This is a genomic window from Arthrobacter sp. Soil762, assembly GCF_001428335.1.
Taxonomy (GTDB): Bacteria; Actinomycetota; Actinomycetes; order Actinomycetales; family Micrococcaceae; genus Arthrobacter.
Genome location: NZ_LMSG01000001.1, coordinates 96,172 through 109,227, shown reverse-complemented (window position 1 = coordinate 109,227; position 13,056 = coordinate 96,172). Strand labels below are relative to the sequence as shown.

The window sequence follows — 13,056 nt, the reverse complement described above, 5'->3', positions numbered from 1 at the left end:
GCAGGGGCACCTAAAAGTGGGTCAGGCAGTGGGTGGCCCGCTCAACCGCGAACATCCCCCGTGCCTGGAGCGACGCGCCCTGCTTGAGTTCGCGGATCCGCCCAGCTGCCGTCAGCGTAACCGGACAGGCCGCACCCAGATAAATTGATGACAGAGCGGAGACATCCAGCGTCAGGTCAGGCTCGGTTGGCACGTCCAGGCGTACGACGACGGCCTCGCCGCCGCTGACGTCCACGGCAAACGTTCCCGCGGTGAGTCCAAGCGGGTCCTGCACCTCGAGCACCAGCCTTCCGTCCAGCGGGTAATGCCTCGCTTCCAGCGCCTGGGCCACGTCCAGGATGCGGAGCCAGAGCATGTCCCGGCTGTCTGAGGAGTCGATGCATCGGGGATCGGCCAGTGCCCACGTGAGCGGGTCATCCAGCGGTGCTTCGTCCCACGTGATGCGTTCCACCAGGTCGATGGCGGCCAGGAACTGCCAGAGCTCCAGGTACGCCTCGTTCGTGGCCGCCACGAGGTCCACCACCTGCATGGTGTAGGGCTCGGTGTCCCAGCCGAGGAATTTGTAGGAGACGTAGCCGTCCACGGCACCGTCAGGGCCGTAGTGCAGTGCCACCTTGACGGCAGGATCTTCTTTGCCCTCGCGGCCCAAGGACCCTGAAGCCAGCTGGCGGTACCAGTCCTGGCGACCAATCGATCCCGGCGTCAGGCGGTGCACGCGGTCGAAGACGACCGGCGCCAGGTCCAGCAGCACGCGCGGGTCCGCGATGTCCACGGTACCGACGGCGTGGTGGTTGAGCCGGAACCGGGCGGTGGTGTCCACTTTCACGGTCCGTTCGAAGCTGGCCACACCGTAGCCAAAGCGCCCATAGATGGAGCCCTCGGACGCTGTCAGGGCGGCCATTGCCAAGCCATCGTCCTTCGCCATGGCCAGGTCCTCGGACATCATCCGGCGCAGCAGGCCGCGCCGCCGATGCGAAGTCCGGACCGTCACGGCTGTGACCAGTTGCGTCTCCAGCAGCCGGCCGAAGCCGATGTTGAGTGTTTTGCGCAGGGTGCCGAAGGTTGCCACCGGTACGTCCGCAGGGAGCGACCCAGGCGCAACTTCCCGCGTCTGGTAGGCGCCGGTGAAGATCCGCCGGTCAGCTGCGTAGGTCTCCAAGGATTTGGCAACATGCTCCGGTGTCCGCGTTGATTCGTGGAAGCCAAAGGCCACCGCCTTTACCCATGATTCGGCGTCGGGATAACCCGCTTCGCCCTGGGATGCCGCTGGGAAGCGCCGGATTTCATAGTCATCACTCAGTTCAGCCACACCGCCGAGCCTAACCAATGAATCCGGGGCCTGGCGAGCAGCAACACGCACGCACCGGCGGGAAATGGCTCAGAGCCGCCGCACGGGTTGGCGGAGGATCCTTGAACTGTTTCTTGACGTCGTACTTGCCCATCGCGCCCCGCCCATTCGTTCCCAGCAGCCCGTTCCCACCAGCCTAGTGGCCGGCGTCGTACCAGCTGGGGCCCACACCGATCTGGACATCCAGCGGGACGCTGAGGTCCGCGGCGGAGCCCATCTGCTCGGTGACGAGCTTCTCCACCGCAACACGTTCGCCGGCGGCGACTTCAAGGACCAGTTCGTCGTGGACCTGCAGGAGCATGCGCGACTTCAGGCCCTGGGCCGCCAGTTCAGCGTGCACGCCCAGCATGGCGCGTTTGATGATGTCTGCGGCCGATCCCTGGATGGGTGAGTTCAGGGCGATGCGCTCCGCGTTTTCGCGCAGCTGCCGGTCCGTGCTGGTGAGGTCCGGCAGGTAGCGGCGGCGCCCCTCGATGGTGGCCGTATAGCCGTCCACCCGGGCCTGGTCCACCACTCCGCGGAGGTAGTCGCGGACCGCGCCGAACCGGTCAAAGTAATCCTTCATCAGCGTGCGGGCCTCGTCCACGGAAATTTCCAGCTGCTTGGACAGGCCAAACGAGGTCAGGCCATAGGCGAGGCCGTACGACATCGCCTTGACCTTGGAGCGCATGGCACTCGTGACTTCTTCGGTGGGCACGTGGAAGATGTTCGAGCCCACAAACCGGTGGAGGTCTTCGCCGTCCTGGTAGGCCTGGATCAGGCCTGCGTCGCCCGAAAGGTGCGCCATGATCCGCATTTCGATCTGTGAGTAGTCCGCGGACAGCAGGCACTCGTAGCCGTCGCTGACCACAAAGATGCCGCGGACGCGACGGCCTTCCTCACTGCGGATGGGGATGTTCTGCAGGTTGGGATTGTTGGAGGAGATCCGGCCCGTCGCTGCCACGTTCTGCGCGTAGGTGGTGTGGATCCGGCCGTCTTCGGTCACGGATTTCTTGAGCGACTCCAGCATCTGGCGCAGCTTGGAGGACTCCCGGTGCGCCATCAGCTGGACCAGGAATTCGTGCCCGGTCTTTTCCAGCAGGTTCTTCAGCGACGCGGCATCGGTGGTGTAGCCGGACTTGATCTTCTTGGTTTTCGGCAACTGGAGTTCGTCAAAGAGCACGGTCTGCAGCTGCTTGGGCGATCCGAGATTAACCTCGTGGCCGATCGCGGCGAAGGCAAGTTCCTGCGCGTTGTCGATCACCTTGGCCAGATCGGCGATCTGCTCGTCCATGCGCGGCAGGTCGATGGCTATGCCCGCGGTTTCCATGTCGGCCAGCACGCGGCTGACGGGCAGTTCCAGGGTGGTCAGCAGGTCCCCCGCCTTGCGTTCGGTGAGTTCTGATGCGAAGTGCCGGCTCAGGGCCTGGACCACGGCCGCCACCTGGACCAGCGCGCCGGCAGCGGCGGCGTCGTCGCCGTCGAACGCCAGCTCCAGCTGGCCCGCTTTGGAGGCCTCGGACGGAACACTGACGTTGAGGTGGTGCTGGGCCAACTCCGCGAGTTCATAGGTGCGGCGGTCCGGCTGGATGAGGTATCCGGAAATTGAGGTGTCATCCACCACGCCTTCCAGTGCCAGGCCACGGCTGGACAAGGCCTTCAGCGCAGCCTTGTAGCCGTGCATTACCTTTGACGAGCTTTCATCGCGCAGCCAGTGCGCCAGGACGTTTTCGGCTGCGGCGTCCTGGGTGGCGAGGTCGATATAGACGGCGGCATCGTCACGGACAATGGCCAGTGCGGCGGCGTCTTCACCGATCCGCCCGGGCACAAGGTCGACGGCGACTGCCGACGTCTTGCCGGTGCCGGCCGCCAGGAAGGCACCCAGCCCGGCTGCGTCGGCGGAAGTCACGAAGTCCGGCGTGGCGATGCTTTCGCGTTCCGCAGACTCCACGTCCTCGCTGCTGTACAAGGCAAAGAGCCGTGTACGGATGGTCTTGAATTCCAGCTCGTCGAACAGCGTCTCCAGGGCCGCCTCGTCCGGGCGCGGCTCGGCGAGATCGTCCAGCGTAAGCGGGAGTTCGAGGTCAGTATGGAGCCTGTTCAGCCGACGGTTGCGCTTGACGTCCTCGACGTTGGCGCGCAGGGATTCCCCTACTTTTCCACCGATTGCATCCAGATGCTCCAGGACCCCCTCGAGACCGCCGTACAGGTTGATCCACTTTGCCGCCGTCTTGGGGCCGACGCCGGGTACGCCCGGGAGGTTGTCCGCCGTCTCCCCCACCAACGCGGCAAGGTCCGAATACTGCGCGGGCGTCACAAAATACTTTTCCTGGATGGCTGCCGCGTCCATCCGGGGAATGTCGCTGACGCCCTTCCTCGGGTACAGCACAAAAACGTTGTCCGTGATCAGCTGGAAGGCGTCACGGTCGCCCGAGACGAGCAGCACCTCAAAACCGGCCTTTTCCCCCATGGCGGCGAGGGTGGCCAGGATGTCATCGGCCTCATAGCCGGGCAGCTTGATGGTCTTGATGCCCCAGGCGCCCATGACCTTGTCGATGAGGTCGATCTGGCCGCTCATCTCGCGCGGAGTTTCGTTGCGTCCGCCCTTGTACTCGCTGTACTCCGCTTTGCGGTGCGTGGTCTCATCCGAGACGTCGAAGGCGACACAAATGTGGGTGGGCTTCTGTTCCTTGATCAGGTTGATGAGCATGGACGTGAAACCGTGGATGGCGTTCGTGTGCTGTCCGTTGGCGGTGGAGAACTTGTCCGCCGGCAAGGCGAAGAACGCGCGGAACGCCATCGAGTGGCCGTCCAGCACCAGAAGCCGCGGCTGGCCGGTGAGGGGAACCACGGGGGCTTCCGTGGCGGATACCTGGCCTCCGGCCGGCAGGACGTTGATGTCCTGCAGGGCAGCTTCAGCGTCAAGCACTGCGGTCTCGGACGGGAAGGGGGCCGGTTTGGTAGTTTCACTCACAGGTGCCAGCCTAGTTCCCATGATGGACAATTTCACGCCCGGGCCCTTCACTGAGGAATTACTCACAGCCGGCGTCCCGGCGGACCTCCACGGCTGGCTCGGCAACATGGGCATCGGTGCCCTGGTGGTGAAGATGGGCATCCACTTCCTGGAGATGAGCCCGGAACGGACGGTGGCCACCATGCCGGTGGAAGGGAACACCCAGGTGGCGGGCATCCTGCACGGCGGCGCCCATGTGGTGCTGGCCGAAACCCTGGGGTCCTTCGCCGCCGGGATGCACGCAGGCGCAGGCAGGCACGCCCTGGGCATCGAAGTGAGCGCCACACACCACCGTGCAATCGCCGCGGGCACCGTGACAGGTACCTGCACCGCGATCCACCTGGGCCGGACACTGACAACGCATGAAATCGTCATGACCGACGAAAAAGGCCGCCGCCTCTCCACCGCACGCCTCACCAACATGCTGCGGGACAACGAGCCCGCGGAGGCCTAAGCGCCTCAGTCCGCTCAGCTCCCTAGCGTGCCGGAACCGGGGACGTGAAGGTGTAGCGGAGCTCCACTATGCCCCGTCCCAAGGTGCGGGACGCCGTCAACTCAAGTGGCGACGTCGGGCCCTCCAATGGCAGCAGCCGTTTGCCGTCGCCCAGGACCACAGGGATGACAGAAAGGATGAGGTCATCCAGCAGTCCTGCGCTGGCGAACTGCGCAGCGAGGTTGCCGCCACCCACCACCCAGACGTTCTTCCCGCCGGCGTGATCCTTAAAGTCTTGGATGAACTCCTGGACGGGACCGCGGACGAACGTGATGTCCGTGCCGGCCGGGGCAACGTGCTCGTGCCGGGTGAACACATAACAAGGTGTGGAAGGGTACGGCCAGTTGCCGGGTTCGTGCTCCATCAGCCAGGCGTACGTCTCGCCGCCCATAACAATGCAGCCGACGCCGGCCATGAAGGTTTCGTAGCTTTCCTTGCCGCCCTCGAAGCCGTCGAACTCGAGAAGCCAGGCGAGGTCATCCTTCGTGGTGGCGATGAACCCGTCGATGGAGGCCGCGACAAAATACTGGATCCTGGACATGGAACCAGAGTAGCGCTGCGGTGTGGACGGCTGAAGGGCTACTTGCTGAAGTAAGGAATGATCAGGTACAGCCCGAACATCACAGCCATGCCGCAGAGGCCAAAGCAGGTGTAGGCGAAGTAGCGCTTGCTCCGGGGTGAGGCCTGCCGCGCGTCACCGGCGATGGCCGTCAGCCGCACGCCCAATGAGTACAGGACCACAACGGTCACCGCGGACACCAGGGTAGCGCCGGCCACTGTCAAGAGTTCCAACCACTTCATCGCTGAACATCCTTGTGCTGGTTCGCCTTGGCGCGGGCCCGGGCGAAGGCTTTCTTTTTGGAAAAGCGGACGGCCTGGCCCGCTTCTTCGACTTCCACGGCATTGTGGTGGCCCACCGCGGACTTGCGGGAGTAGGCGAACATAAACAGCACCGCGGCGGTGCCGGCGACGGCGGCAATCACCACACCCACCACGCCGGTCTTCACGAGAAGCGCGGTCAGCGCGCCCACAACGCCGGCGGCGGGAAGTGTAAACAGCCAGCCCAGGGCGATCCTGCCCACCATGTTCCACCGCACTGTGGTGCCCTTACGGCCCATTCCGGACCCGATGACGGACCCTGACGCCACCTGGGTAGTGGACAGGGCGAACCCCAGGTGGGAAGACGCAAGGATGGCAGAGGCGGTGCTGGTCTCGGCTGCGAAGCCCTGGGCAGGCTTGACCTCGGTGAGCCCGGAACCCATGGTCCGGATGATGCGCCAGCCACCTGCGTAGGTGCCGACGGCGATGGCCAGGGCACATGCCGCGATGACCCAGAACTGCGGGCCCGAACCCGGGGACTGGGTGCCGGCGGAAATCAGCACCAGGGTGATGATGCCCATGGTCTTCTGGGCGTCATTGGTTCCGTGGGCCAGCGCCACGAGGCTGGACGTGAAGATCTGGCCGGTGCGGAACCCGCCGCGCTTCTGCGTCAGTTTGCTGCCGGTTTCCGGATCGTGCCGGGAAGTCAAGGCATACGCGAGCCGGGTGCAGAGGTACGCCACCAGGCCGGCAATGAGCGGGGCGAAAATGGCGGGCAGGATGACCTTCTGCAGCAGGGTTTCCAGGTTCACGGAATTGAACCCGATGCCGGCGATGGCCGCGCCGATCAGCCCGCCGAAGAGCGCATGGGATGAGCTCGACGGCAGTCCCTTGAGCCAGGTGATCATGTTCCAGAGGATGGCGCCCATAAGCCCGGCGAAAATAATGTCCGGCGTGATCTGGACACCGTCGGAGCCTTCCCGGATGATGCCGCCGGAGACTGTTTTGGCCACTTCCGTCGAGAGGAAGGCACCCACCAGGTTCAGGATTGCCGCGAGAGTCACGGCGGTCTTCGGTTTGATGGCACCGGTGGCGATGGGCGTAGCCATCGCATTGGCGGTGTCATGGAACCCATTTGTGAAGTCGAAAAATAATGCCAGTCCGATGACCAGCGCCACCATAAAGGTGATATCCACCTGTTGCCCAATCTGCAGAGTCGAGGTTCAGCAGTTCCATAACCCCCGGCGGCCCTGGAAAGAATAATTCACCTGCAGTTCACGTGAAATGACCTGTGGCGTTAACAGAACCGGCTTGAAACCTCATCGATCGTACGCGTCCATGGCATCAGGTCAAAAACAGCTGCTCCGTGACAAACCCACCGACGGCGGCCAGTTCGGCGGGAGAGATTCCCCGGCGCGGATCGGGCGACACCGTGAGGATGCGTCGGCCCAGGAATCCGGCCCACGCCAGTGCTTCCTGTTCATAGCGGAGCTGGTCGTCAATCCACACGATGCCATCCGGGGTGTTGGCCGCCAGGTCCTCCAGGAGGGCGGCAAGCTTCCACCAGCCCTCCCCCGTTCCGGCACCATCCGCTGTCAGGCAGGGCCAGTGGCCGCCCGCAAGTCCGATGGCAGGGCATAAGTATTCCGCGGCCATCTCCTCCCAGCTGGTGAGCCACACGCACCGGACTCCAGGCAACCGGGAAAGCCGGTTCAGCCCGTCAACCAACTGGCCCGCATACGCCACTTCGAGCACGCCGGCGTTCGCAAGTAGCCAGCCGGAACCCCATGGCGTCGTGCCCGTTGCTCCGAACGGGCAAACGACGCCGTCGACGTCCAGGTACAGGGTGACGTTCCGCACTGCCGCTCCCGGTCAGGCCGGCAGGCCAGGAACGGCCCCTAAGTGATTGCGGGGCTGCACGCATCAATGGTTGCACTGCGCCCAGCCCCTCCTCAAGGACTCGCGAATAAGGAGTGTCTCCTCGGCAGAGAACGCCTTTGGTCCGTCGTTCTCTGTCCTGCTTTGACGTGGGAGCCTATGACGCGGGAGCGGCCTGGGGGTTGTTGACGTTGACCAGCCACGCAGTCCCGAATCGGTCAGTGCACATGCCGAAGATGTCGCCCCACGGCGCCGGTTCCAAGGGAACGGTGACCGTGCCGCCGCCGGCGGACAGCTTTTCCCAATAGCCGCGCAGCTCAGCTTCGTCATCGCCGCTGAGCGAAACCGAAATGGAGCTGCCGGTCGCGAGGTCCATGCCGTTAGGTGTATCCGCCCCCATCAGGACCAGGCCGTTGCTGGCCGTCAGCATGCCGTGCATGATTTTGTCGGCTTCCGCCGGATCTTCGCTGGCGTGGAACTCCCCGAACGTGCTGAGGGCCAGGTCGCCGCCGAAGACGGACTGGTAGAAGGTCATCGCCTCACGGGCGTTTTCGCGGAAGCCAAGATAGGGGTTGAGCGTCGTTGGCATGGCCGGTTCTCCTTGAAGTACAGAACTGAAACGGAATCGGAACAGTCAACATCCTGCCGCACTTCCCGCCGCGTTCATAGGGCTCACCGCGCTCTGTTTCCCCGCAGGTTTCACGGCATAAAACGGTACCCCATACCGGGCTCCGTGAGGAGGTGGCGGGGTTTCCCGGGGTCGGCCTCCAGCTTCCGCCGCAACTGGGCCATGTACACCCGCAGGTAGTTGGCTTCCGTCTGGTAGGCCGGTCCCCAGACGTCCAGCAGCAGCTGCTGCTGGGTCACCAGCCGGGCAGGGTTCCGGACCAGGAGCTCCAGGATGTTCCATTCGGTCGGCGTCAGCCGGACGATGTCCCCGTCCCTCGTGACCTGCCGCTGGGCCAAGTCCACGGTGAAGGAGGATGCGGCCACCGTGGGTGCCGACGCCGGATCCGGAACGCGACGCAGGAGCGCACGCAGGCGGGCCAACAGCTCGTCGAGTCCGAACGGCTTGGTGATGTAGTCATCCGCACCTGCATCGAGGGCGTCGACTTTGTCCGATGAGCCGTGGCGCGCGGACAGCACCAGTACGGGCAGGTTGCTCCACCGACGGAGTTCCCGCAGGACTTCCGCGCCATCCAGGTCCGGCAGTCCGAGGTCCAGGATCATCACGTCCGGCGGACGGTGGGAAACAGCACGCAGGGCTGTGCCGCCGTCGGACGCTGACTCCACGGCGTAGCCGTGGGCCTGGAGTGTGATCCGGAGTGCCTTCAGCAGGTGGGGATCGTCGTCCACAACCAGCACGCTGGTCCGGCGGCTGCCTTGAATGCCGGAAGAACCAGGCTGGTCCGAATTCACGTGGCCTCCTGACGCGGCTGGCCGGCCGCATGGCGCGCGCCCGGCGAGCCCGTGGAAAGGGCCAGCCTGATCACCATGGTCAGCCCGCCGCCGGGAGTTTCCTGTGCAGTCAGCGTGCCGCCCATGGCCCTGACGAACCCGTCGGCGACGGCCAGGCCCAGACCCACTCCGGTGGCCTGGGGCCGGTCGTGGAGCCGCTGGAACGGCTGGAACATCTCAAGCACCTTCCCGGCGGGCACACCGGCGCCGTGGTCGATGATCCGCAGTTCGCCGGACGGATAGCCATCCAGCGTGGCTGCACCCATGCCGTCGGAAGCGCCGGTGATGGTGATCCCCGAACCCGGCGCGTATTTGACGGCGTTCTCCACAATGTTCGCGATCACGCGGTCCAGCAGCACCGGATCGGCTTCCACTGTGGGCATGTTGGCGGGCAGCTCCACCCGGACTGTACCGTCCGGGAGCCCGCGCAGGGCCGGGGCAACAACCTCGCTCCACCGGACGGGTCCCAGCAGCGGCCGGACGGAATCGGCGGTGATCCTTGACATGTCCAAGAGGTTTCCCACCAGCTGGTCCAGCCGGTCCGAGCATTCGTCAATGGTTTCCAGCAGCTCCCGTTCTTCCGCGGGCGTATAGGTGACGGTCCGCTGCAGCAAGCCACCGGCGGCGAGCTTGATCCCCGCCAGGGGCGTCCGCAGGTCGTGGGACACCGCCCGCAGGATCGCCGTGCGCATGGAGTTCCCTTCGGCCAGCCGCAGCACCTCGCGCCGGCTGACGGCCAGCTGGCGGCGTTCCAGCTGGGCTTTCACGTGGACCGCAAACGCACCCAGCAACCGGCTTTCCCCTGATGGCACGTCCCGGCCGAACAGCACCAGCCGCGTGTCGGCGTCGACCGGTTCCGCGGTGCTGCCCGGCAGTCCGGTGACGCCATGCTCCCACCCGGCGGTATCCCCCGCGGCGGCCACAAGCGACCAGATCCGGCCGTCCGCACCGCGGACTCCGGAGGGTCCCGACGTCGGACCGGAACCTTGCGCTGTGCCCTCCCGGCAGCTGAACACACCGGCGCCGGTGGCGCCAAAAACGTCCAGGGCCTCTGCGAGGATCCCGTCAAGGGTGTCCTCCGAACGGGAGGCGCCCAGGGCGAGGTCGCCCAGCGTCGCAGCCTCCGCCTGCGCGCGGGCAGCCTCCTTGGACCGGCGGGCAGACCCGTCCACCACCCCGGCGACTGCCACTGACACCCCCACAAAAACGGCCAGGGACAGGAGGTCCTGGGGATCACTGATCGCCAGGTCCGCCAGGGGCGGCGTGGAAAAGTAGTTCACCAGCACGCTGCTCCACAGCGCGCCGACGACGGCAGGCCACAGCCCGCCCACCAGCGCCACCGCAACGGCGCCGGCAAGCTGGATCAGGACGGCGGTGGCAACGCTGTGGTCGAAGGCTGCGAGCAGCAGCTGCAGCAGGGCGGGCAGGGCTGCTGCGAGCGCAAAGCCAATAGCAACCCTGGTCCGGCCCAGGTCAGGCCGCCGACGTGGTGCGTTCCGCTGGGGCGGGACGCGGGGAACAACCTGGACGTCAACGTCCCCCGCACCGCGGACCACCCGGGCTTCCACGGTGCCGCCGGCGAACAACCCTGCCAGCACACCGGCAAGCGGTCCGCGGCGGGACTGCCCCACAACAATATGGGTGGCACTGGACTTGCGGGCGTAATCGAGCAGGGCCGGGGCCGGATCCGTCGCGGAAACGGTGTGGTAGGTCCCGCCCAGGTCATTGACCAGCCGCCGCTGTGCCTCCAAAACCTGGGGAGACTCCCCCGCGGTTCCCCCCGTGGTGCGGACGTGGACGGCCACCAGCTCGCCGCCGTCGGTCCTTTCGAGAATCCTGGCGGCGCGCCGGATGAGCAGTTCTGCGTCATCGCTGCCGTTGAGGCCAATGACTATCCGTTCCCGTGCCATGCCGCCATTCTCCCACCCGGACCCCCACGTCCCGTGCGGGCCTTTCCAGGGGTTGGTGGCTTTGGTCATACGGACGTTAAGGATGCGTCAAGATCCGCCCGAATCCGGTTCCAAGGCGAGTGGGCAGTACTAGATTCGGCTGTGCCCGCGGTGCTGTGCCGCAGACTGAAAGGCTTTCATGACCACCATGAGCAGACCCCCTGCCGATCCCTCGGCACTCCGTGCGACGCGGAAGGAGGCCCTTGGCAGTTGGCTGCTGCATGGATTGGAGGATGCCAAGGGCACCCATCAGGGGCCGGGCGGGCTCGCGGACGAACAAAAGAAGCACCACTGGTGGCAGGTGATGTGCCTGACCGGAGTGGACTACTTCTCCACGCTGGGCTACCAGCCGGCCATTGCGGCGCTCGCGGCCGGTGCCATCTCCCCCTTGGCAACGCTAGTCCTGGTGGCCGTGACTCTGTTCGGCGCCCTCCCCGTCTACCGCCGGGTTGCCGGCGAGAGCCACCGCGGCGAAGGGTCCATTGCCATGCTCGAGCGGCTGCTCCCCAAGTGGCGGGGCAAGCTCCTGGTGCTGGTGCTGCTGGGTTTCGCGGCCACCGACTTCATGATCACCATGACGCTGTCCGCCGCCGATGCCACGGCACACCTGATCGAGAATCCGTTTGCACCGGCCGCCCTGCACGGGCAGGAGGTGGCCGTAACGCTGATCCTGCTTGCCCTGCTCGCTGCCGTTTTCCTGCGCGGGTTCAAGGAGGCCATCGGCGTCGCCGTTGTGCTGGTGGTCCTGTACCTGGGGCTCAACGTGGTGGTCATCGCGAGGTCGCTCGCGGAGGCAGCCGCTCATCCGGTGGCCGTCGGTGACTGGTGGCAGACTCTTAACACCTCCCACGGGAATCCGCTGATGGCGGTAGCCATCGCCCTGCTCGTCTTCCCCAAGCTGGCGCTGGGGCTGTCCGGCTTTGAAACCGGCGTGGCGGTGATGCCGCAGGTCCGCGGCGGCGCGGCCGACACCCAGGAGAACCCGGCCGGGCGGATCCAGGGGACCCGGCGGATGCTGACCACCGCCGCCGTGATCATGAGTTCCTTCCTGGTGACCAGCAGCTTCACCACGGTTGTCCTGATCCCCGAGGCTGAGTTCCTGCCGGGCGGCGAAGCCAACGGCAGGGCGCTGGCCTTCCTGGCCCATGAATACCTCGGGCCGGGCTTCGGTACGGTGTATGACGTGAGCACCATCGCCATCCTGTGGTTCGCCGGTGCGTCCGCGATGGCCGGCCTGCTGAACCTTGTCCCCCGGTACCTGCCGCGGTACGGCATGGCCCCGGCGTGGGCGAAGGCAGTCCGGCCGCTTGTGCTTGTCTTCACGCTGATCGGGTTCCTGATCACCTGGCTGTTTGAGGCCGACGTCGATGCCCAGGGCGGGGCGTACGCCACCGGCGTCCTGGTACTGATGACCTCGGCTGCAGTGGCCGTGACACTCTCGGCCCGCCGGCTTCAGCAGCGCAAGCGGACCATCGGCTTTGGCATCATCACGGTGCTGTTTGTCTACACAACGGTCGCCAATATCTTTGAACGTCCCGAAGGCATCCGGATTGCCGGCTTCTTCATCCTGGGGATCATCAGCATCTCGCTGCTCTCGAGGGTGCTGCGGTCCTTCGAACTGCACGCCACGCACGTCCGGCTGGACACCCAGGCCCTGGAGTTCATGGCGGAGAATCTGAGCGGGCCCATCGGGATCATCGCCCACGAACCGCTTCGCCAGTCGGCGGACGCTTACCGGCAGAAACTGGCGTCATCCACCGAAGCAAGCCATTTCCCCTCTGATTACCGGCCCCTGTTCCTGGAAGTCACTGTGGACGATTCCTCCGACTTCGAGACGGCCCTGGAGGTCCGGGGTGTGGTGCGGCACGGGTTCGCCGTCCTGGAAGTCCATGGACCGGTTGTGCCCAACACCATCGCCTCGGTGCTCCTGCACATCCGCGATGTGACCGGGCTGATGCCGCACGTCTACTTCCGCTGGACCGAAGGAAATCCTGCCGTGAACCTCCTGCGCTTCCTGGTGCTGGGCGAAGGCGAGATCGCTCCCGTGACGCGCGAGATCCTGCGCGAAGCCGAACCGGATGTCACCAAGCGGCCGTGGGTGCACGTGGGCTGACCGTTG

Annotated in this window: 11 protein-coding genes; 2 read left to right on the top strand and 9 right to left on the bottom strand. The window is 65.6% G+C overall.

Annotation, left to right across the window (positions count from 1 at the left end; all coding sequences use genetic code 11):
• Window positions 1-10: 10 nt before the first annotated feature.
• A complete protein-coding gene (locus ASG77_RS00500; protein WP_056341469.1) occupies window positions 11-1,300 on the bottom strand; it encodes a GNAT family N-acetyltransferase in 1,290 nt (429 codons plus the stop codon).
• Window positions 1,301-1,484: 184 nt separating this feature from the next.
• Entirely contained in the window at window positions 1,485-4,322 is a 2,838-nt protein-coding gene (polA, locus tag ASG77_RS00495; RefSeq protein ID WP_442854225.1) for a DNA polymerase I, read from the bottom strand.
• On the opposite strand from polA, the gene ASG77_RS00490 reads away from it, so the two are divergent.
• Window positions 4,321-4,794: a hotdog fold thioesterase gene (locus ASG77_RS00490; RefSeq protein ID WP_200950596.1), complete on the top strand. Its 474-nt coding sequence runs from the start codon at window positions 4,321-4,323 to the stop codon at window positions 4,792-4,794. The two genes, polA and ASG77_RS00490, sit on opposite strands and share 2 nt — an antisense overlap.
• 22 nt (window positions 4,795-4,816) lie before the next feature.
• On the opposite strand, the gene ASG77_RS00485 is transcribed toward ASG77_RS00490, so the two are convergent.
• The 7 genes from ASG77_RS00485 to ASG77_RS00455 form a co-directional block, all read right to left on the bottom strand.
• Window positions 4,817-5,374 (bottom strand): dihydrofolate reductase family protein, encoded by a 558-nt coding sequence (locus ASG77_RS00485; protein WP_056339699.1) that lies wholly within the window; start codon window positions 5,372-5,374, stop codon window positions 4,817-4,819.
• A 38-nt stretch (window positions 5,375-5,412) separates the two neighbouring features.
• Window positions 5,413-5,634, bottom strand: a complete 222-nt coding sequence (locus ASG77_RS00480; RefSeq protein ID WP_056339696.1) for a hypothetical protein — start codon at window positions 5,632-5,634, stop codon at window positions 5,413-5,415.
• The gene (locus ASG77_RS00475; protein ID WP_056339693.1) at window positions 5,631-6,848 is read right to left on the bottom strand and encodes an inorganic phosphate transporter; all 1,218 of its coding nucleotides are present in this window, start codon (window positions 6,846-6,848) and stop codon (window positions 5,631-5,633) included. Before ASG77_RS00475 ends, ASG77_RS00480 begins: the two co-directional genes overlap by 4 nt.
• 148 nt (window positions 6,849-6,996) lie before the next feature.
• Window positions 6,997-7,512, bottom strand: a complete 516-nt coding sequence (locus tag ASG77_RS00470; RefSeq protein WP_056339690.1) for an HAD domain-containing protein — start codon at window positions 7,510-7,512, stop codon at window positions 6,997-6,999.
• A gap of 175 nt (window positions 7,513-7,687) precedes the next feature.
• Entirely contained in the window at window positions 7,688-8,119 is a 432-nt protein-coding gene (locus ASG77_RS00465; protein ID WP_056339687.1) for a VOC family protein, read from the bottom strand.
• 110 nt (window positions 8,120-8,229) lie between these two features.
• Window positions 8,230-8,949, bottom strand: a complete 720-nt coding sequence (locus ASG77_RS00460) for a response regulator (protein ID WP_082575764.1) — start codon at window positions 8,947-8,949, stop codon at window positions 8,230-8,232.
• Window positions 8,946-10,898: a DUF4118 domain-containing protein gene (locus tag ASG77_RS00455; RefSeq protein ID WP_056341462.1), complete on the bottom strand. Its 1,953-nt coding sequence runs from the start codon at window positions 10,896-10,898 to the stop codon at window positions 8,946-8,948. Before ASG77_RS00455 ends, ASG77_RS00460 begins: the two co-directional genes overlap by 4 nt.
• 178 nt (window positions 10,899-11,076) lie before the next feature.
• On the opposite strand from ASG77_RS00455, the gene ASG77_RS00450 reads away from it, so the two are divergent.
• Window positions 11,077-13,050: a hypothetical protein gene (locus tag ASG77_RS00450; RefSeq protein WP_056339684.1), complete on the top strand. Its 1,974-nt coding sequence runs from the start codon at window positions 11,077-11,079 to the stop codon at window positions 13,048-13,050.
• The last annotated feature ends 6 nt before the right edge of the window (window positions 13,051-13,056 follow it).